17 protein-coding genes and 1 riboswitch are annotated in these 20,743 nt (G+C 63.3%); of the genes, 12 read left to right on the top strand and 5 right to left on the bottom strand.

Going from position 1 to position 20,743, the window contains the following annotated elements:
• Nucleotides 1-152: 152 nt before the first annotated feature.
• Nucleotides 153-259, top strand: a riboswitch (TPP riboswitch).
• Nucleotides 260-414: 155 nt separating this feature from the next.
• Together thiC and cytX are read left to right on the top strand one after the other, a co-directional pair.
• The gene (gene thiC / locus KW568_RS26360) at nt 415-2,295 is read left to right on the top strand and encodes a phosphomethylpyrimidine synthase ThiC (protein WP_003249473.1); all 1,881 of its coding nucleotides are present in this window, start codon (nt 415-417) and stop codon (nt 2,293-2,295) included.
• A 165-nt stretch (nt 2,296-2,460) separates the two neighbouring features.
• Complete coding sequence (gene cytX, locus KW568_RS26355; protein ID WP_003249474.1) at nt 2,461-3,744, top strand: putative hydroxymethylpyrimidine transporter CytX; 1,284 nt, start codon at nt 2,461-2,463, stop codon at nt 3,742-3,744.
• On the opposite strand, the gene KW568_RS26350 is transcribed toward cytX, so the two are convergent.
• Nucleotides 3,713-4,459 (bottom strand): RsiV family protein, encoded by a 747-nt coding sequence (locus KW568_RS26350; protein ID WP_004577396.1) that lies wholly within the window; start codon nt 4,457-4,459, stop codon nt 3,713-3,715. The genes cytX and KW568_RS26350 overlap by 32 nt on opposite strands.
• Nucleotides 4,460-4,644: 185 nt before the next feature.
• Here KW568_RS26350 and KW568_RS26345 point away from each other — a divergent pair, with 185 nt between their 5' ends.
• The 9 genes from KW568_RS26345 to KW568_RS26305 all read left to right on the top strand — a co-directional run bounded on the left by KW568_RS26345 (nt 4,645) and on the right by KW568_RS26305 (nt 14,030).
• Entirely contained in the window at nt 4,645-5,262 is a 618-nt protein-coding gene (locus tag KW568_RS26345; RefSeq protein ID WP_003249478.1) for an NUDIX domain-containing protein, read from the top strand.
• A complete protein-coding gene (locus KW568_RS26340) occupies nt 5,253-5,705 on the top strand; it encodes a DUF1249 domain-containing protein (RefSeq protein ID WP_003249480.1) in 453 nt (150 codons plus the stop codon). The genes KW568_RS26345 and KW568_RS26340 overlap by 10 nt, the downstream gene beginning before the upstream one ends.
• A gap of 85 nt (nt 5,706-5,790) precedes the next feature.
• Entirely contained in the window at nt 5,791-6,591 is an 801-nt protein-coding gene (gene cpdA, locus KW568_RS26335) for a 3',5'-cyclic-AMP phosphodiesterase (RefSeq protein ID WP_004577397.1), read from the top strand.
• A gap of 240 nt (nt 6,592-6,831) precedes the next feature.
• Nucleotides 6,832-7,440: a YqiA/YcfP family alpha/beta fold hydrolase gene (locus tag KW568_RS26330; protein ID WP_003249484.1), complete on the top strand. Its 609-nt coding sequence runs from the start codon at nt 6,832-6,834 to the stop codon at nt 7,438-7,440.
• Nucleotides 7,441-7,475: 35 nt separating this feature from the next.
• On the top strand, nt 7,476-9,380 hold the full coding sequence (parE, locus tag KW568_RS26325) for a DNA topoisomerase IV subunit B (RefSeq protein WP_003249486.1): 1,905 nt from the start codon (nt 7,476-7,478) through the stop codon (nt 9,378-9,380).
• Nucleotides 9,377-10,363, top strand: coding sequence for an esterase-like activity of phytase family protein (locus KW568_RS26320; RefSeq protein WP_004577398.1), 987 nt, complete (start codon nt 9,377-9,379; stop codon nt 10,361-10,363). The genes parE and KW568_RS26320 overlap by 4 nt, the downstream gene beginning before the upstream one ends.
• The gene (locus tag KW568_RS26315; RefSeq protein WP_004577399.1) at nt 10,360-10,878 is read left to right on the top strand and encodes a TIGR02281 family clan AA aspartic protease; all 519 of its coding nucleotides are present in this window, start codon (nt 10,360-10,362) and stop codon (nt 10,876-10,878) included. Before KW568_RS26320 ends, KW568_RS26315 begins: the two co-directional genes overlap by 4 nt.
• Before the next feature lie 10 nt (nt 10,879-10,888).
• Nucleotides 10,889-13,147, top strand: coding sequence for a DNA topoisomerase IV subunit A (gene parC, locus KW568_RS26310; protein ID WP_003249492.1), 2,259 nt, complete (start codon nt 10,889-10,891; stop codon nt 13,145-13,147).
• Between the two features lie 172 nt (nt 13,148-13,319).
• Nucleotides 13,320-14,030 carry a membrane integrity-associated transporter subunit PqiC gene (locus KW568_RS26305; protein ID WP_003249494.1) on the top strand — a complete coding sequence of 237 codons (711 nt, stop codon included), beginning with the start codon at nt 13,320-13,322 and terminating at the stop codon, nt 14,028-14,030.
• 560 nt (nt 14,031-14,590) lie between these two features.
• Here KW568_RS26305 and KW568_RS26300 read toward each other — a convergent pair.
• Entirely contained in the window at nt 14,591-16,048 is a 1,458-nt protein-coding gene (locus KW568_RS26300) for an AhpA/YtjB family protein (protein ID WP_004576414.1), read from the bottom strand.
• Between the two features lie 134 nt (nt 16,049-16,182).
• Between KW568_RS26300 and serB the strand changes: the two genes are divergently transcribed.
• On the top strand, nt 16,183-17,397 hold the full coding sequence (gene serB / locus KW568_RS26295) for a phosphoserine phosphatase SerB (RefSeq protein ID WP_003249498.1): 1,215 nt from the start codon (nt 16,183-16,185) through the stop codon (nt 17,395-17,397).
• Between the two features lie 76 nt (nt 17,398-17,473).
• Here serB and asd read toward each other — a convergent pair whose 3' ends face one another.
• Genes asd through KW568_RS26280 form a run of 3 tightly spaced genes read right to left on the bottom strand, consistent with a single transcriptional unit; the run spans nt 17,474 to nt 20,736 of the window.
• On the bottom strand, nt 17,474-18,337 hold the full coding sequence (gene asd, locus KW568_RS26290; protein ID WP_003249501.1) for an archaetidylserine decarboxylase: 864 nt from the start codon (nt 18,335-18,337) through the stop codon (nt 17,474-17,476).
• Nucleotides 18,338-18,346: 9 nt separating this feature from the next.
• The gene (locus tag KW568_RS26285; RefSeq protein WP_003249503.1) at nt 18,347-19,156 is read right to left on the bottom strand and encodes a rhodanese-like domain-containing protein; all 810 of its coding nucleotides are present in this window, start codon (nt 19,154-19,156) and stop codon (nt 18,347-18,349) included.
• A 44-nt stretch (nt 19,157-19,200) separates the two neighbouring features.
• Nucleotides 19,201-20,736, bottom strand: a complete 1,536-nt coding sequence (locus tag KW568_RS26280; RefSeq protein ID WP_003249505.1) for an HDOD domain-containing protein — start codon at nt 20,734-20,736, stop codon at nt 19,201-19,203.
• Between the last annotated feature and the right edge of the window lie 7 nt (nt 20,737-20,743).

The raw sequence follows: 20,743 nt of genomic DNA, 5'->3' as shown, positions 1-20,743 counted from the left end.
TCCTTGTACGAAATTTAATTACTGAACTGTTGAGTATCGAGCGATGGGCCAGTGTAGTGCCATGCGCACCCGGCAACAATCGCTCGGTGTGCCTTTCATCATCCGCGCATTTACCTGCTTGGCTTTGCTGACCACTCCAGTCTAGACTGCGCATGTTCTTGTCGGGGTGCCTTGAAGCAAAGGCTGAGATCGCAGAGGTGCGGATCCCGTTGAACCTGATCAGGTTAGCGCCTGCGTAGGGAACAAGATTGCTCGCCTTCCCGGGGAGCCTCTTGTGCCAGGTCCGGGATTGTCACAGCTGCATACAGCTTCAGGCACCCCCCATGTCCGGCACTGCACCCAAAGAGGGTGCGTCCGCGCGTTTCAGGTTCACCCCGACATTCCACTGCTAGGAAGCCGTCAGGAGAGCCTGTGATGACCAAACAAGAAAAAGCGATCAACCTCAGCGAATCGGCACAAGTCGATCAGCAGTCCGTGCAACCCTTCCCGCGTTCGCGCAAGGTGTATGTCGAAGGCTCGCGCCCGGATATCCGCGTCCCCATGCGTGAAATCAGCCTGGATGACACCCCGACCGATTTCGGCGGCGAGTCCAACGCCCCGGTGCTGGTGTATGACACGTCTGGCCCGTACACCGACCCCGACGTGATCATCGACGTGCGCAAAGGCCTGGCCGATGTGCGTTCGGCGTGGATCGAAGCCCGCGGTGACACCGAGCGCCTGGAAGGCCTGAGCTCCGACTTCGGCCAGCAGCGCCTGAACGATGCAGAGCTGGCCAAGCTGCGTTTCGCCCATGTGCGCAACCCGCGTCGTGCCAAGGCCGGCGCCAACGTCTCGCAGATGCACTATGCCCGTCAGGGCATCATCACCGCCGAAATGGAATACGTGGCCATCCGCGAAAACATGAAGCTGCAGGAGGCCCGCGCCGCCGGCCTGCTGAATGAGCAACATGCCGGCCACAGCTTCGGTGCCAACATCCCGAAAGAAATCACCCCTGAATTCGTTCGCCAGGAAATCGCCCGTGGCCGCGCGATCATTCCGGCCAACATCAACCACCCGGAAGTAGAGCCGATGATCATCGGTCGCAACTTCCTGGTGAAGATCAACGGTAACATCGGCAACAGCGCCCTGGGTTCCTCGATCGAGGAAGAGGTGGCCAAGCTGACCTGGGGCATCCGCTGGGGATCGGACACGGTCATGGACCTGTCCACCGGCAAGCACATCCACGAAACCCGCGAGTGGATCATTCGCAACTCGCCGGTGCCGATCGGTACCGTGCCGATCTACCAGGCCCTGGAAAAGGTCAACGGCGTGGCAGAGGACCTGACCTGGGAACTGTTCCGCGACACCCTGATCGAGCAGGCCGAACAGGGCGTGGACTACTTCACCATTCACGCCGGTGTGTTGCTGCGCTATGTGCCCCTGACCGCCAAGCGCGTCACCGGCATCGTCAGCCGCGGTGGCTCGATCATGGCCAAGTGGTGCCTGGCGCACCACAAGGAAAACTTCCTGTACACCCACTTCGACGAAATCTGCGAAATCATGAAGGCCTACGACGTCAGCTTCTCGCTGGGCGACGGCCTGCGCCCTGGCTCGATTGCCGACGCCAACGACGCCGCGCAATTCGGTGAGCTGGAAACCCTCGGCGAGCTGACCAAGATTGCCTGGAAGCACGACGTGCAATGCATGATCGAAGGCCCCGGCCACGTGCCGATGCAATTGATCAAAGAGAACATGGACAAGCAGCTGGAGTGCTGCGACGAGGCGCCGTTCTACACCCTCGGCCCACTGACCACCGACATCGCGCCGGGTTACGACCACATCACCTCGGGCATTGGTGCGGCGATGATCGGCTGGTTCGGTTGCGCCATGCTCTGCTACGTCACGCCGAAGGAGCACCTGGGCCTGCCGAACAAGGACGACGTCAAGACCGGCATCATCACCTATAAGATCGCCGCGCATGCCGCCGACCTTGCCAAGGGCCACCCGGGTGCACAGATTCGCGACAACGCCTTGTCCAAGGCGCGTTTCGAGTTCCGTTGGGAAGACCAGTTCAACCTGGGCCTCGACCCGGACACCGCCCGCGCTTTCCACGACGAGACCCTGCCGAAGGAATCGGCCAAGGTCGCGCACTTCTGCTCGATGTGCGGGCCGAAGTTCTGCTCGATGAAGATCACCCAGGAAGTGCGTGAGTACGCTGCCAAGATCGAGGCCGTGGATGTGACGGTCGAGCAAGGCATGCGTGAGCAGGCCGAGCGGTTCCGCCAGGAAGGCAGCCAGCTGTACCACAAAGTCTAAGCACGCTGGGGCCGCTTTGCGGCCCTTTCGCGACGCAAGGCCGCTCCCACAAGGACCGCGCAAGCCTCGAAGCCTGCGTGGTTTTTGTGGGAGCGGCCTTGCGTCGCGATACGAGGACGAAGTCCTCGCCAGGAACACCAACAATATTGCCGGCGAGCGCCAACCATGACATCACCCAGCCAGTTCTCTCCCGACCATCCAATCCCCATCCAGCAGCGCATCTTCGGTGCTCGCGACCTGTTTTCACTGTGGTTTTCCCTCGGCATCGGCCTGATGGTGCTGCAGGTCGGCGCCATGCTGGCGCCAGGCCTGGGCCTTGCTGGCGCCGTGCTGGCCATCGCCCTGGGCACCGGTGTCGGTGTGCTGTTGCTGGGTGCGGCGGGGGTTATCGGCAGCGACACCGGTCTGTCCGCCATGGGCACCCTGAAACTCAGCCTGGGCAGCCATGGCGCGCGCTTGCCGGCGCTGCTCAACTTGCTGCAACTGGTGGGTTGGGGCGCTTTCGAGATTATCGTCATGCGCGATGCTGCCAGCTTGCTGGGCGCGCGAGCGTTCGGTGAGGACAGTGCCTGGAACAGCCCCATGCTCTGGACGCTGTGCTTCGGTGCCCTGGCCACCCTGCTGGCCGTCAGCGGGCCACTGGCCTTCGTGCGCAAGGTGCTGCGCGCCTGGGGGATCTGGTTGTTGCTGGGCGCTTGCCTGTGGCTGACCTGGAACCTGTTCGCCAAGGCCGACCTGGCCGAACTGTGGAACCGTGCCGGGGATGGTTCGATGTCGCTGGCGGTTGGCTTCGATATCGTCATCGCCATGCCGCTGTCCTGGTTGCCGCTGATCGCGGACTACTCGCGCTTTGCTCGCAATGGCAAGCATGTGTTCGGCGGCACGGTCGTTGGCTACTTCATCGGCAACACCTGGCTGATGAGCCTGGGCGTGGCGTACACGCTGGCGTTCGCCGCCAGTGGCGAAGTCAATGCCCTGCTGCTGGCCCTGGCAGGCGCCGGCATGGGGATTCCGCTGCTGCTTATTCTGCTGGACGAGTCGGAAAAGGCCTTCGCCGACATCCACTCGGCGGCGGTTTCCACCGGTGTGCTGCTACCGCTGAAGGTCGAGCACCTGGCGCTGGCCATCGGCGTGTTGTGCACCCTGATCGCCCTGTTGGCGCCACTGGCACAGTACGAAAACTTCCTGTTGCTGATCGGCTCGGTGTTCGCACCGCTGTTCGGCGTGGTGCTGATGGACCACTACGTGGTCCGTCGACGCCGTCTGCCAGCGCAGGTCAATGGCTTGCACTGGCAGGCGTTGGTGGCCTGGTTTGCCGGGGCGGTGGCCTATCACCTGATTGCCGCCAAGGCGCCGGAACTGGGCGCTACCCTGCCCGCATTGCTGCTGGCAGGTGTGCTGCATGGGCTGCTAAGCCTCAGCCGCGGCCGGGAAACAGTTCAGGCTTGAGTACGCCATTCAGGCGCGGGTAGGGGATCTTCAGTTCCACGTGGCCCATGGAATAGGGCGCGATGGCATAGACCTCGTACTTGACCACTACCGCGCCGTACGTCAGGGCGACGTGCGGCGATTTCTTGAACGGCCAGGTCTTGACGAACTCGGCATCCTTGTCCATTCCCACGCTCATCAGCCAGGCACGGTGCGATTCTTCGACGGTTTTCCAGAAGGTGTCTTCCTGGCCGGGCACCAGCATGTCCTGCAGGGTCAGCACCTTGTCCAGCTTGCGTGAATAGTTGATGAAGCCGCGCCCGGGCATGCCGTGGGCGCCACCGCTGTCCAGGTAGCTGGACAACTCGATGATCACCAGCCCGTCATGCTGCTCGCGTACCTTGGCTTGCAAGTAGCTGCTGTTACGTTTGTCGGCACTGGCCAGATATTGCTGTTCGTAGGCCTGCAGGGTGGCTGGTGCGATGCCATGCTGATTGTCTTCGGTCAGTTGCAGCAGGCGTTTTTCGACGATGCCGTCGAGCTTGGGCAGGGCCGGGAAGTGGATCATGTCGATGTTCACCAGCGGGCAGTCGCTCTCGCTGCAGCCGGGTTTGACATGCTCCCAGGCGTCGCGCTTGACCTCGAGCGGGGCCCGGTAGTTGGGCGTGAACAGGCTCTGGCAGGCGCCCAGAGCGAGTGCCAGCACGGCCACGGAAGTCAGTTTGACAAGTGTCATGATGATCCTTGCAGAACAGGGAAAAGTCGGCCTTTGACCGTCTGCGCGGCCTTCAGTTCGCCACTAAGCTAACAGAGTGAAGGGCTGCTGTCCCGAGTGCGCCGGCGGTTGCTGGAAAGGGGTGAAACCAACAGGCGTGCGGAGTAGGATGGCGCGAAGCAGTATTTGAGGTAATGAGGATTTCCATGTCAGACGCGTTGAACGCTGTGCCCAAGGGCTTCGAAATCATCGAGCGGGCCAATTGCTTCCAGGGCTTTTACAAGCTCGACAAGTTACGCCTGCGCCACGAGCTATTTGCCGGGGGCATGGGGCGCGAGATCAGTCGCGAGCTGTTTGTGCGCCACGATGCGGTATGCGTGCTGCCGTACGACCCTGCGCGCGATGAAGTGGTGCTGATCGAACAGTTCCGCGTGGGCGCACTGGACAAGGTCGCCAACCCCTGGCTGATCGAGATGGTTGCCGGGCTGATCGACAAAGACGAGCAGCCCGAGGAAGTCGCCCATCGCGAGGCTGAAGAAGAAGCAGGCCTGACGTTCAGCGCCCTGTGGCCGATGACCCGCTACTTCCCGTCGCCTGGCGGCAGTGACGAATACGTTCACCTGTTCCTCGGCCGTTGCAGCAGCGAGGGCGCGGGAGGGCTGCATGGCTTGGAGGAAGAGGGCGAAGACATTCGCGTACGCGTGTGGGCGTTCGAGGATGCCCTGCAGGCGGTGCGCGACGGGCGCATCTGCAATGCGGCCACCATCATTGGCCTGCAATGGCTGGCGCTGAACCGTGACGAAGTAAGAGGTATGTGGAAGTGAACCTGCTGCGCGAGCGCTATCGAGTCGACCTGGTCGGGCTGCAGGCAGCCTGCGAGGCCAACTACGCCCGGCTGATGCGCTTGTTGCCCGACATGCGCACCACCCAGAGCTCGCGCCGCATCGGCATGACCCAGGGTGACCAGATGCTTGGCGTGCTGGTGCTCGACGTGGTGCTGGCCTGCCCGTACACCACCACCCTGCATGTGCGCCAGGAACACAGCCTGCCTTGGTTGCCAGTGCCACACCTGGAAGTGCAGGTGTATCACGATGCGCGCATGGCCGAAGTGGTCAGCGCCGAACACACCCGGCGCCTGCGCAGCATCTACCCGTATCCGAACGATGCCATGCACCAGCCGGACGAAAAGGCCCAGCTCAACCTGTTCCTGGGTGAATGGCTCAGCCACTGCCTGGCCTGCGGCCACGAACTGGCAAGTGTTCGCTGAATTGTGACGTGAGTCGGTTGCGGGTGTTTGCTCGTCACCGTCGCACAGCCATAATTCCCGCTGAATCCATTCGAGGAGATGGCCGTTGTCGCCGCCAGACCAATCCCGCCCCGTGCATGTGGTGCAACTGACCGATGCCCACCTGTTCGCCGACCCGGCTGGCAGCATGCTGGGCCTCAAGACCCGAGACAGCCTGCGCCACGTGGTGGCCCAGGTGCGGCGCGAGCAGCCGCTTGTCGACTTGCTGCTGTGCACGGGCGACCTGTCCCAGGATGCCAGCGTGGCATCCTATGAAGCGTTTCGGGAGCTGACCGCACCGTTTGCCGTGCCCACGCGCTGGCTGCCGGGCAACCATGACGAGGCTCAGGTGATGGCGCAGGTGGCGCCGGAACTGGTGCAGGCGGTGACCGATATTGGCGCATGGCGGGTAGTCATGCTCAACACCGCCGTGCACGGTGCTACCCACGGGTTTCTGCAAGATGACCAACTGGCCGTGCTGGAAGCCGCCTTGAAAGAGGCTGGCGAGCGGCATTGCCTGGTGTGCTTTCACCATCAGCCAGTGGACATCGGCTGCGCCTGGATCGCGCCGATCGGCTTGCGCAATGCCCAGGCGCTGTTCGATATCGTTGAAGGATATCCACAGGTACGGGCTTTGCTATGGGGGCATGTGCATCAGGAATGGGATGAGGTCCGAGGGGGGCGGCGCCTGTTGGCCACGCCGTCGACCTGCATTCAGTTCGCGGCGCGCAGCGAAGACTTTCAGGTGAGCGAAGAGCATCCGGGGTACCGCTGGTTGCGCCTGCATGCCGACGGGCGGCTGGAAACCGGGGTGGAGCGGGCGCTGGATTTCGAGGTGCAGCTCGACTTCGATAGCCCTGGTTATTGATGATTTTGGGGCTGCTGCGCAGCCCTATCGCGACGCAAGGCCGCTCCCACAGGAGATCGCGTACCCCTGTGGGAGCGGCCTTGTGTCGCGATAGGGCGCAAAGCGCCCCCGGCACTCTCAAAGCTGTTGAAGAATGTGTTGCTAAAACCCCTGTGCGGCGCCAAAACCCGGCGAACGCGCTACACTGCGCGTCCCTGCGCCCGCATTATCAGGCGCGAAGCCACAGATTCCGGGGGCAGCATGTCGGGTTCCATCCTCTATATCCATGGCTTCAACAGCTCGCCGCTTTCGACCAAGGCGCGTCAGCTGGAGGCAGTCATGCAGCAGCTCGGCCTGGCCGACCAGCTGCGAGTGCCGGCCCTGCACCACCACCCACGGCAAGCCATGGTCCAGCTCGAAGCGGCCATCGCCGAACTGGGTGCGCCACTGCTGGTGGGCAGTTCGCTCGGCGGCTACTATGCCACCCATCTGGCCGAGCGCCATGGCCTCAAGGCCCTGCTGGTCAACCCGGCGGTAACCCCGCACAAGCATTTCGACGGTTACCTGGGCACCCAGCGCAACCATTACAGCGGTGAAACCTGGGAACTGACCCACGATCACGTTCAGGCCCTGGCCGAACTGGAAGTCGCGGCCCCGGCCGATGCCGACCGCTATCAAGTGTGGCTGCAGACCGCCGATGAAACCCTGGACTATCGCCACGCCGAGCGCTATTACCGTGCTTGTGCCCTGCGTATCCAGGCCGGTGGCGACCACAGCTTCCAGGGCTTCGCCGAGCGCCTGCCGGCACTGCTGGCCTTCGCCGGCATTGCCCGTGGGCAGTATGCGGCGCTCGATTTTTCTGTATTTTGACTTTTTTGCATTCACCAGACTGACGACGAGACCCTATGGCCAATCCCAGCGCTAGCGCCTATAACGCAGACGCCATCGAAGTCCTCTCGGGCCTTGATCCGGTCCGCAAGCGGCCGGGCATGTACACCGATACCAGCCGCCCCAACCACCTGGCCCAGGAAGTCATCGACAACAGTGTCGACGAAGCACTGGCCGGCCACGCGCGCTCGGTGCAGGTCATCCTGCATGCCGACCATTCGCTGGAAGTCAGCGACGACGGCCGCGGCATGCCGGTGGACATCCATCCGGAAGAGGGCGTGTCCGGGGTCGAGCTGATCCTTACCAAGCTGCACGCCGGCGGTAAGTTCTCCAACAAGAACTATCAGTTTTCCGGCGGCCTGCACGGGGTGGGCATCTCGGTGGTCAACGCCTTGTCGACGCAGGTGCGTGTGCGCGTCAAGCGTGACGGCAATGAATACCAGATGACCTTTGCCGATGGCTTCAAGGCCAGCGAGCTGGAAGTGGTCGGCTCGGTCGGCAAGCGCAACACCGGCACCAGCGTGTACTTCAGCCCAGACCCGAAGTACTTCGACTCGCCCAAGTTTTCCATCAGCCGCCTCAAGCACGTGCTCAAGGCCAAGGCGGTATTGTGCCCGGGGCTGCTGGTCAGCTTCGAGGACAAGGCCAGCGGCGAAAAGGTGGAATGGCACTACGAGGATGGCCTGCGCTCCTACCTGGTCGACTCGGTCAACGAATTTCAGCGCCTGCCCGACGAGCCGTTCTGTGGCAGCCTGGCGGGTAACAAGGAAGCGGTTGACTGGGCTTTGCTGTGGCTGCCCGAAGGCGGCGACAGCATTCAGGAAAGCTACGTCAACCTGATCCCCACCGCCCAGGGCGGCACCCACGTCAACGGCCTGCGCCAGGGCCTGCTGGATGCCATGCGTGAGTTCTGCGAGTTCCGCAACTTGCTGCCGCGCGGGGTGAAGCTGGCGCCGGAAGACGTTTGGGAGCGCATCACCTTCGTACTGTCGATGAAGATGCAGGACCCGCAGTTCTCCGGGCAGACCAAAGAGCGCCTGTCATCGCGCGAGGCCGCCGCGTTCGTCTCCGGTGTGGTCAAGGATGCTTTCAGCCTGTGGCTCAACGCCCACCCCGAGCTGGGCATGCAACTGGCAGAACTGGCCATCAGCAACGCCGGTCGCCGCCTCAAGGCCAGCAAGAAGGTCGAGCGCAAGCGCATCACACAGGGCCCGGCATTGCCCGGCAAGCTGGCCGATTGTGCGGGCCAGGACCCGATGCGTGCCGAGTTGTTCCTGGTCGAGGGTGACTCGGCCGGTGGTTCGGCCAAGCAGGCGCGGGACAAGGAATTCCAGGCCATCCTGCCGCTGCGCGGCAAGATCCTCAACACCTGGGAAGTAGATGGTGGCGAAGTCCTGGCCAGCCAGGAAGTGCACAACATTGCCGTGGCCATTGGCGTCGATCCGGGGGCAACCGACCTTGCGCAGCTGCGCTATGGCAAGATTTGCATCCTCGCCGACGCTGACTCCGATGGTCTGCACATCGCCACATTGCTGTGTGCGCTGTTTGTTCAGCACTTCCGGGCACTGGTCGAAGCTGGGCACGTTTACGTGGCCATGCCGCCCCTGTACCGCATCGACCTGGGCAAGGAAATCTACTACGCCCTCGACGAAGCCGAGCGTGACGGCATCCTCGACCGCCTGGTGGCCGAGAAGAAGCGCGGCAAGCCGCAGGTAACACGCTTCAAGGGCCTGGGCGAGATGAACCCGCCGCAGTTGCGCGAAACCACCATGGACCCGAACACCCGGCGCCTGGTGCAGCTGACCCTGGACGACGTAGAAGCCACCTGCGAGCTGATGGACAAGCTGCTGGCCAAGAAGCGCGCCGGTGACCGCAAGAGTTGGCTGGAAACCAAGGGCAACCTGGCCGAGGTCATGGTTTGATTCGGCAAGTACTTGCCGTTTGCCTGGCGCTGGTTGCCCTGCCTTCCCTGGCGGGCAACTGGCCAGAGCTGAAGATGACAGCCGAGCACCCGATCGACGGTATGCGCGGTGGCAACCTGTCGGGGCTGGTGGAATGCCGGGGCGGGTTGTGGGGCGTGTCCGACCGTGACGACGACCGTATCTACCGCTTCGATCAGCAGAACCCCACCTGGCGCGCGCAGCCGCTTACCTTCACCCCGCCGGCTGTCCCGGAAAGCGGCCTGCCATGGGGGTTGAAGTCGCGCAACTGGGCGGCATCGTACATTCGCGGTGGCGAGCTGGATTTCGAAGGTATCACCTGTGATCAGGCGGGTAACCTCTATCTGGTCAGCGAGGCGCATGCCGCGGTGCTGCAATTGCCGCTGGAAGGCGAGCCGGACTGGTTGAGGATCGACTCGGCCATGGTGCGCCAGGCCCGGGCAAGCGGCATGCTGCTGAACTTCAATGCCCTGTTCGAAGGCCTGGCGATCAACCCCGCGGGTGACCGCCTGTGGCTGGCTGCCGAGCGTGAGCGCCGTGGCCTGCTGGCTATCGAGCGCCAGCAGTCGGTCTGGACCTGCGGGCGTGGTTGCGTGCTGCTGAGCGAGGCGGGGGTCGAAATGCAACCCGCGCAGATGCCCAATGCCAGGGCCCTGTCGCGCGACTTCGCTGACCTGGCCTGGTTCGAGGGCAAGCTGTTTACCCTCGAACGCAACGCCTACCGGGTGTGCCGACGTGATGTCGACAGTGGCAAGGTCGAGCGGTGCTGGTCGTTCGCTGCTGATGCGCTGGTCGAGTCACGGCGCTACGCGCAGCCGTTTGGCCTGGCCGAAGCACTGGTGATCGATGCCAAGGGCGCCTGGATTGGCCTGGACAACAACAACGGCGCCCGTGCCGACGGTGAAATCCGCCCAGTCGTCTGGCGCTTCGACGCACCGGAAGGTGGCTGGAGCGCCAAACCATGAGCCAGGCGCCGGGCAAGCGCGCGGGCAAGTTGCTGATGATCGTCGCTTGGGCGGCGGCGCTGTTTCTTGCCACGCGTTTTTTCGGCCAGTGGGAAGACAGCCAGCGTAATCCCAACAGCCAGGTGCAATCCGAGCATGGTCAAGGCTTTATCGAAGTGCGCCTGCTGAGTAATGGCCAGGGCCACTTCGTGGTGGATGGTGCCATCAACGGCCAGGTGGTGCATTTCATGCTCGACACCGGCGCCACCGATGTGGCGATCCCGGAGGCGTTGGCTCATGAACTGAGCCTGGAGCGCGGTAGCCCGGTGCTACTGAGCACCGCCAATGGCCGCACCGAAGGCTACCGCACGCGCCTGACCAGCCTGCAACTGGGCGATATCCGCCTGCAGAACGTACGCGCCATCGTGGTGCCGGGCCTGGATGGGTCCACCGTACTGCTGGGTATGAGTGCCCTGCAACAACTTGAATTTACCCAGCGCGGTGGCACCATGCTGCTGCGCCAGAACCTGAAATGACGAGGCCCGCATGAGCGACTCACTGGAACTCAGCCTGGACGGCGTAGAACGCCGCTCGCTGGCTGACTTCACCGAACAGGCCTACCTCAACTACTCCATGTACGTGATCATGGACCGTGCCTTGCCGCATATCGGCGACGGCCTGAAGCCGGTGCAGCGCCGCATCGTCTACGCCATGAGCGAGTTGGGGCTCGATGCCGATGCCAAGCACAAGAAGTCGGCACGTACCGTCGGTGACGTGCTCGGCAAGTTCCATCCCCATGGCGATTCGGCCTGCTACGAGGCCATGGTGCTGATGGCGCAGCCGTTCAGCTACCGCTACACCCTGGTCGATGGCCAGGGCAACTGGGGTGCGCCGGATGATCCGAAGTCGTTCGCCGCCATGCGCTACACCGAGGCGCGGCTGTCACGCTACGCTGAAGTGCTGCTCAGCGAAGTCGGCCAGGGTACCGTGGACTGGGTGCCGAACTTCGACGGCACATTGCAGGAGCCGGCCGTGCTGCCTGCGCGCCTGCCCAACATCCTGCTCAACGGTACCACCGGTATCGCCGTGGGCATGGCCACCGACGTGCCGCCGCACAACCTGCGAGAGGTGGCCAGTGCCTGTGTGCGACTGCTCGATGAGCCCAAGGCAACCATCGAGCAGTTGTGCGAGCACATCCAGGGGCCGGATTATCCGACCGAGGCGGAGATCGTCACGCCGCGGGCTGAAATTCTCAAGATGTACGAAAGCGGCCGCGGCTCGATCCGCATGCGTGCCGTGTACCGCGTCGAGGATGGCGATATCGTCGTCACTGCGCTGCCGCACCAGGTCTCCGGGGCCAAAGTGCTGGAGCAGATTGCCGCGCAGATGCAGGCCAAGAAGCTGCCGATGGTCGCCGACCTGCGCGACGAGTCGGACCACGAGAACCCGTGCCGTATTGTCATCATCCCGCGATCCAACCGCGTCGATGTCGACGAGCTGATGCAGCACCTGTTCGCTACCACCGACCTGGAAAGCACCTATCGGGTCAACGTGAATATCATCGGCCTGGACGGCCGGCCGCAGTTGAAAAACCTGCGAACCATCTTGGTGGAGTGGCTGGAGTTCCGCACCAATACCGTTCGTCGCCGCCTGCAGCACCGTCTGGATAAGGTCGAGAGGCGCCTGCACCTGTTGGACGGTTTGCTCACCGCATTCCTCAACCTGGATGAAGTGATCCACATCATCCGTACTGAGGAATACCCCAAGCAGGCCCTGATCGAACGTTTCGAGCTGACCGAGATCCAGGCTGACTACATCCTCGAGACCCGCCTGCGGCAGTTGGCGCGCCTGGAAGAGATGAAGATCCGCGGTGAGCAGGATGAGTTGCTGAAGGAGCAAGCCAAGCTGCAGGCCTTGCTGGGGAGCGAGGCCAAACTGCGCAAGCTGGTGCGCAGCGAGCTGATCAAGGATGCCGAAACCTATGGCGATGATCGTCGCTCGCCGATCGTAGCGCGTGCCGAAGCCAAGGCCCTGTCGGAAAACGAGCTGATGCCGACCGAGCCCGTCACCGTGGTGCTGTCGGAGAAGGGCTGGGTGCGCTGCGCCAAGGGCCACGATATTGACGCCACTGGCCTTTCCTACAAGGCCGGCGACGGATTCAAGGCTGCTGCGGCCGGGCGTTCCAACCAGTTTGCCGTGCTTATCGATTCCACCGGTCGCAGCTACTCGCTGGCGGCCCACAGCCTGCCATCGGCGCGTGGCCAGGGCGAGCCGCTGACTGGACGTCTGACGCCGCCACCGGGGGCGACTTTCGAATGTGTGTTGTTGCCTGACGACGATGCGCTGTACGTGGTGGCTTCGGATGCCGGTTACGGCTTCGTGGTCAAGGGTGAAGACCTGCAGGCCAAGAACAAGGCCGGCAAGGGCTTGCTCAGCTTGCCCAACGGGGCCAAGGTCATGACCCCGCGTCCAGTGGCTGATCGCGAGCAGGACTGGTTGGCGGCCGTGACCACCGAAGGCCGCCTGCTGGTGTTCAAGGTCAGCGACTTGCCGCAGCTGGGTAAAGGCAAGGGCAACAAGATCATTGGCGTGCCGGGTGACCGGGTGGCCAGCCGTGAAGAATTTGTCACCGATCTGGCCGTGATTCCCGAAGGCGCGACCCTTGTATTGCAGGCCGGCAAGCGTACCCTGTCTTTGAAGGCGGACGACCTGGAGCACTACAAGGGCGAGCGCGGTCGGCGCGGCAGCAAGCTGCCACGCGGGTTCCAGCGCGTCGATGGGTTGCAGGTGGAAGTGCCGACATAACCGGTTGTAATGTCTGGAACGGCAATTTCAACGCCGTTTCGGGCAGAAATGCTGGAGTCGGACGGTTATTTCGCGGATGATATGCCCCTTGCGGTGCCGGCGTGGCCGTGTGCCCGTTTGAATCTACATGTATCACTGCGGTGTGCCTTGTGGCAGCCGCCTGGATGGGATGATGAAATTTCTGCGCCTTCCATTTGCGCTGTTGATGACTGGCCTGCTGGGCCTTGGCGGGTGCACCATGCATCAGCCGGTTGCCCTGTATCAGCTCGACAGTGGTGATCCTGGCCAGCCGTCGCAGAGTGCGGGCATGGCCGTGGTACTCGGCCCGGTATCGGTGGCCGATTACCTTCAGCGTGAGACGTTTCTGCAGCGTCAACCTGATGGCAGCCTGAGCGCGGCGACCGACGGTCGTTGGGCTGGCAGCCTTTCATCGGATATCGACCAGCTGCTGGTGCGTCAACTGGCCTGGCGCCTGGACAGCCAACGCGTAGTACTGGCCCCGGCGACCGCAGGCTTCAGCCCGGACGTGCAAGTGCTGTTGTCGATTACACGCCTGGACTCGGGCAAGAACCAGCCGGCCATCCTGGATGCCCAGTGGCGTCTGCTTGACCGCCGTGGCCGTGTGCGTGACAACCGTATCATTCACCTCGAGCAGCAGCACGAGGGCAGTGAGTCGTCGCAGGTGCAGGCTCAGGGCCAACTGCTGCAGAAGCTGGCGGAACAGCTGAGCACGGCGGTGAAGCCGCTGGCCAACCAGCCGGCGATTGCCGAAGAAGCACCGAAAAAGCCCGCTGCACCGACGCAGGTGAAGAAGGGGCCGGAGAAACCCAAAATCCCGATGGCCTCGCCGATTCGCACCGATATGGAAGTTTATCGATTCTGATCAAACGGCCAGATACGACAAAGCCCGCATTCGCTGCGGGCTTTTTTGTATCTGCCGGTCTTCGTAGGAGCGGGTTTACCCGCGAAGAGGCCTGCCCTGCTGGCCAATTTCCACCCGCCGTTCACCGTTGCCGCCGCCACCGTATTCGCGGGTAAACCCGCTCCTACATCTGATTGGGGTGGACACACATCGGGGGTTGATATTGGCCGCTGTAGGAGCGGGTTTACCCGCGAAGAGGCCGGCCCTGCTGGCCAATTTTCACCCGCCGTTCGCCGTTGCCGCCGCTACCGTATTCGCGGGTAAACCCGCTCCTACATCTGATTGGGGTGGATACACATCGGGGGTTGATACTGGCCGCTGTAGGAGCGGGTTTACCCGCGAAAGGGCCGGCCCTGCTGGCCAATTTTCCCCCGCCGTTCACCGTTGCCGCCGCCACCGTATTCGCGGGTAAACCCGCTCCTACCGGGGGTGGCGCTATCGGCTGGATCTTGCGCCAGGCACGTGATCGCAAGGAAACGAGCCTGGCTCAAGACATGCGCTGTAGATGCAGCGTATGCCTGTCAGGCGCGGTGCTCATGCATGCGTGCCAGTTGCCGTTCCAGCATTGACGGGTAGGGCTCCATCAGTCGCTCCACACAGCAGGCGCCTTCGGGGCTGGCGATCGGGCGAATACGCGCACGCTGGCGAATGAGGGCGTCATCGTTGATCTGCCGCTCTACCAGCAACAGGTTACGGCTGTGCTGCGACAGTGCCAGGGCATCCTGGACCTTCTCGGCCATCAACAGGTCAACCAGTTCCAGCCCATGCAGGTCGTTGCCCAAGACCAGGCCTAGCTGCAGTTGCAGGGTAATGCCGCTGTCGGCTACCTCGATCTGCAGGGCGTGGCCCAGGGCGCGCAACAGTTCGCCACAGCAAATGGCGTTGGTCAGGTAGTCCTCGCCACACTCGCGGCTGTGGAACAGCACCAAGGTGCTGCCGTCGTTCAGCGTGTGGGTTTCACCGTCGTAGAGCGAGGCTGCGTGCTCCAGGCAATCGCGGTAGCGCTCGGTCAGCTCGGCCAGGCGTGTGCGTGGCAGGCGACGCAGTTGCTCCTGCGAGCCCAGCTGCACGGCAAGTACGGCGCTGTACTGCGGCTCGTCGGACTCGACCTCTGCGGCGGCCTTGGGTGCAGTGTCGTCGTCCAGCAGGCCGGCGAAGGCCTCGTCGTCATCCTCGTCTTCCAGGGCAGCCTTGGCGCGCGGTACGGCCTTGGGTGCCGGGGCAGCGGCGGGCAGGTCGTCGAACTGCTCGTCGTCTTCTTCCTCAGGCTCCGGCTCCGGGGGCGGAGGCGGGGCCAGGCGTGCATGCAGCTGGCGGGCGATGTCGCCAATTTCGTCCTGGCGGTCGGTGGCCGGGGTATAGGGCTGCGGGTCGCGCAGCCATACCCGCAGTTGCAGCAGTGGCAGGGTGATGAAGCGGCCCTGACGCAAGCTGAGGGCCAAGGCCAGGGCCAGCAGGATAGCGGCCAGAATGCCCATGCTCTGCAGGCTGATCAGCATCGGTTGCTGGAACTGGCTCATGTCCAGGCTGATGCGCAGCTGCCCGGCCGTCACGTCCTGGAACGTGATTTTGGTCTGGTACAGGCCTTCGGCCTCGCCCAGCAGGCTGTTGCGCGGGCGCTGGCCCGCTTCGGCGAGGATGCGGTTATCCACGCTGTAGATTGCGGCATGGGCCACCAGCGGGTTTTTAACCAGGTTGCCCAATAGCACGTTGAGACTGAGGATGTCATTGGACACCAGCAGCTCGGTGGCCGATGTGGCCGTCTGGGTGGTCAGGCTCTGGCCCAAGGCATCGGCCTGCTCATGCATGGCCTGCTTGAACTGCAGGCCCATCACGCAGGCGTAGATCACCAGCGCCAGCGCCACCAGGAAAATGTTGGTGCAGGCGATGCGCAGTGCCAGCGGCACGCGACGTTGACTCAGGGCGCGATAGATCATCAGGAAGAAATTGTCTGGTTTGACTGGCGTGGGCCGGTTCACAGAGCTCGGCTCTTAATGGCATGAAAGTGGGGGGAGTATAGCGAGCCGGGTTTTGTCGGCAAAGTATCGTTGGCGCCCGATGGTCATGGAAAATCGGTAGAATGCGCATTTTTCATCGAAGTCGGAGCCAGGTTGTGCGCGAAATCGTCCTGATCAACATCACCGGTGAGGACCGTCCCGGTCTCACTGCGGCTATCACCGGCGTCCTGCTACAGGGCGGTGTGAGTATCCTCGACATCGGCCTGGCGGTCATGCACGGCACCTTGTCGTTTGGCATCCTGGTCGACATCCCGGACAACGAAGTGGCTACCGCGCTGTTGCAAAGCGTGCAGGCTAAAGCCCACGAACTGAACCTGCAGGCCCGTTACACGCCGATTTCCGAGGCGGACTACCAGCATTGGGCTGATGGGCATGGCGAAGCGCGCCACATCGTTACCCTGCTCAGCCGTAAGATTACTCCCGAGCAACTGCAGCGGGTGAGTGCGGTGATCAGCCAGTACGGCCTGACCATCGAGCGTATCGAGCGCCTGTCGGCCCGGGTGGCACTGGATGCCGAAACCGACAAGGGTAAGGCAGCCGTCGAGATCTCCGTGCGCGGTGTACCGAGCGATGCCCAGGCCCTGCGTGCCGACTTCTTTGCCCTGGCTGAAGAGCTGAGCGTCGACATTGCCTTCCAGAAGGACGATCTGTTCCGCCGTAACCGCCGCCTGGCGGTGTTCGACATGGACTCCACGCTGATCGAGGCCGAAGTCATCGACGAACTGGCCAAGGCGGCGGGTGTGGGTGAGCAGGTGGCGGCGATCACCGAGCGCGCCATGCGCGGTGAACTGGACTTCCGCGCCAGCTTCAAAGAGCGCATGGCGCTGCTCAAGGGCCTGGATGTGGGGGTACTGGACGAGATCGGGGCATCGCTGCGCCTGACCGAGGGTGCCGAGAACCTGTTTGCCGAGCTCAAGCGCCTGGGATACAAGACCGCGATTCTGTCCGGTGGCTTTACCTATTTCGCTCGTCAGGTGCAGGCGCGCCTGGGTATCGACTATGTGTTCGCCAACGAACTTGAAGTGGTCGATGGCAAGGTGACGGGCGTGGCTGTTGAGCCGATTGTCGATGCCCAGCGCAAGGCCGATTTGTTGAAGAAGCTGGCCAGTGACGAAGGCTTGCAACTGGAGCAGACCATCGCCGTGGGCGATGGTGCCAATGACCTGCCGATGCTGTCGCTGGCCGGTTTGGGCGTGGCGTTTCGTGCCAAGCCGCTGGTGCGCCAGTCGGCCAAGCAGGCGATTTCCACCTTGGGGCTGGACGGGGTGCTGTATCTGCTGGGCCTGCGTGATCGCGACGCCCGCGGCTGATCCGTGAATCTGGGGCCGCATGGCGGCCCAACGAAAAAGGCCCTGCCTATGCAGGGCCTTTTTCATATGGCTCGAATCAAGCCTGCACAGGCGCCGCCAGCTGCTGCCCCATGCGCACTGCAGAACCCGCACCCAGGCTCTCAGCCCACTTCACCTGCTCCGGCCCGAACAGCACGATGGCGGTCGAACCCAGCTTGAAGCGGCCTAGTTCGGCACCTTTCTCCAGGTGGATCGGCGTGCGGCTGGCTTCGTCGTAGCGGAAGGTCTTCAGCTCACGTTTGGGCGGCGTGACCAGCCCGGCCCATACCGTTTCGATCGAGGCGACGATCATCGCGCCGACCAGTACCACAGCCATTGGCCCACGCTCTGTATCGAACAGGCAGACCACGCGCTCGTTGCGAGCGAACAGCTCGGGGACATTCTCTGCGGTGGTCTGGTTGACCGAGAACAGGCGGCCCGGCACATAGACCATTTCGCGCAGGGTGCCGGCCAGCGGCATGTGCACGCGGTGGTAGTCCTTGGGCGACAGGTAGATGGTGGCAAACTCGCCGCCCATGAACGGCGCGGCCATGGCCGGATCACCGCCCAGCAGCTCTTGCGCGCTGAAACCGTGGCCTTTGGCCTGGAAGATACGACCGTGCTCGATCGGGCCAAGCTGGCTGACCGCACCGTCGGCCGGGCACAGGATGGCGCCCGGGGTTTCGTCCAGCGGACGGGCACCAGGTTTCAAGGCGCGGGTGAAGAACGCATTGAAGTGCTCGTAAGCGCTCAGGTCTTCGACCAGCGCCTCGCTCATGTTCACCTGGTAGCGCTTGGCGAACCATGCGGTGAAGGCGTTCTTGAACCAGCGCACGCGGCACTCGGCGATGCAGCCGGCCAGCCGCGACAGCAGGTGGTGCGGCAGCAGGTACTGGCTGATGATGAACAGACGGGATTTCATGCAGGTTCCTTAGACTTCTACAGGCGTGTCCGGGTGGTTGCCCCATTCGCCCCACGAGCCGGCGTAGGCCTTGACGCGTGGGTAACCGAGGGACTTGGCCACCAGGTAAGTGAAACCGGAGCGGCGGTGGGTCTGGCAGTGGGTGATCACCTCCTTGTCAGGGGTGATGCCCAGTTGCTTGAGGACTTCAGCGATGTCCTGGCGGATGCGCAGGTGGTCGTTGAAATCCATGCCGGCGGTCCACTCGAAGTTGATCGCGCCGGGGATGTGGCCGCCTTTGGCTGCCAGCACTTTTTCGCCGCTGAATTCCTGCGGGCCGCGTGCGTCCCAGATGACCAGGTCATCGGCGCCCAGGCGGCTTTGCAGGTACTCGCGGGTGGCAGTGGGTGCGCTGTCTATGTGCAGGTGCACCGGGGCGCTGCCAATGGCAGGCACTGCGGTGGACAGCTTGTCTGCCGGCCAGGCCTGGATACCGCCATTGAGGTAGTGGTAGCGCTCGTGGCCGATGACATCGAGCAGCCAGATGAAGCGCCCGGCCCAGCCGCCGCCTTCATCGTCGTACACCACATACACGGCATCGGCGCGGTGGCCGAGTTCGCTGAACAGTTTTTCGAGCTCGCCCAGGGCTGGCAGCAGGCCGGGCGCCGGGGGCTGGCCGAGCTGGGTGCGCTTGCCTTCGACAAAGCGCGCGCCGGGGATATGCCCGCTGACATAGCGGTTGGCGCTGCTCAGGTCGACCAGGATCAGCTGCGGCGAATCCAGGCGTGGCAGCAGGTCTGCAGCTTCGATCACCAGGGGCAGGCCGGAAAAGTCGGTCATCCACGGTCTCCAGTGTGGAAAGAGGGGCGATTGTAGCGCAAGGCTCAACCCTTGCGGTTGGTAAACACCGACAAGGCCCGCTCGATGCATTGTGCGGTCTTGCCGAAGGCTTGCACGCTGATATCCGCCAAAGGCCGGCAGCCCTGGTCGGCCACCAACAGCATCAGCACCTGGTCGTTCGCAGCCAGCGAGCGAAGCAGTACATGTTCGCTGCGGAACAAGGTGCGTAGCGGGGCGGGCAACAGCGCCGAGAACTGGCTGTGGTTTTCCGGTGTGATGCGCAACTGCCCGGCCTGACTCAGCAGCTTTTGCAGCAGCTTGTTCTGCGATACCTGCAGGGCCAGAGCCCCGGCCTCCTTGGGCAGGCCGGCAATTTGCTGCACGCGCAGGTAGTCACTGGCCTTGTCCAGGCTAAGCAGCATGATGCGTTGCATGCCGCAGGCCAGCAGGGCCTCACGGGCCTGCGTGGCCAGGTGCACGGTGTTGGTGAACGGGCTGGGTTGGGCCAGCAGGTGCTGGCACAGCGTGCGCCAGCGTGCCAGGTCGTCGCTGCTGGGCGGTGGCGGGGCCAGCATGTCCGGGTGAGGGCGGCGTTGGTGCCACGGCCAGATCAAGGCCTCGGCCGGGTGGAACAGGGCATGCCGAGCGTGGCGGCGGGCGCTGGCGGCAGCCTGCTGGTGCACCTGCTGCTGCACATCTTCCAGCGAGGTTTGCAGGTACAGCGCGGTCAGCAGTTGCCAGCGCAGCAGGTGCGGGTTGTCCCAGCCGACCTGTGCCGCCAGGGCCAGGTTGTTGGCCAGCAGTACGGTATTGGCCGGCTGGTTGAACCAGCGCCGCAGGCCGGGCTCGGCGTCCAGGCGGTGTTGCTGGCTGAGCAGGTCTTCGTCGCGGGCGATATTCAGCACCTGGGCCAGTTGTTCGCGCTCTTCCAGTAGCAGGCGATAACCCTGGGTGACCCATTGGGGCAGGCGCCAATACTCGGCCATGGTCTGGCACAGCGCCATGATGCGCACGCCAAACAGTTCTTCCTCGACGTGGGCGGCGTCTTCACCTTTGTGGATAACCCGCAGCTCCCAAGTGTCGAGCAGCTTGGGGTAGGCCAGTGCCAGTGGCCAGAGTGGCGACAGGAACAGCAGGCTGCCCCAGTGAATCTCTTGCCACAGCCGTGCCAGGCGGCTGGCGAACAGGCCGCTGGCCTGCTGTGCCGCATGCTGGCTGATCATCTGGAACTGGCACAATACCGGCGGAATTTCCTCCACGGGCAGTGCCGGCAAGCGTTTGAGAAGCTGCTCGCTGCGCTCCAGGCCCAGGCGATTGAGGGCGACTTCCAGGCTTTCGGCGGGTTCGGCAAGGCTGGCATTGGTGGGGTGATTGGCTTCGCGCATCACTGACAGCACCAGTGCCGGGCTATCCTGCATCAGTTCGGCGATATCGCGCAGCGAGCGACGGCTATCGTGGATGGCAGCCATGACCCGGTCGTAGCTGTGCTTCGGCACGGGGATGCGAACACTCTCGAGCAGCTTTACCCAGGCCTCTAGCGTACGCGGGGCCTGAGTGGGCACCTTGGTTTCAATTGGCATTTTGACA

Source organism: Pseudomonas sp. HD6515 (genome assembly GCF_024971855.1).
Classification (GTDB): domain Bacteria; phylum Pseudomonadota; class Gammaproteobacteria; order Pseudomonadales; family Pseudomonadaceae; genus Aquipseudomonas; species Aquipseudomonas alloputida.
This window is presented reverse-complemented; position numbering and strand designations above follow the sequence as displayed.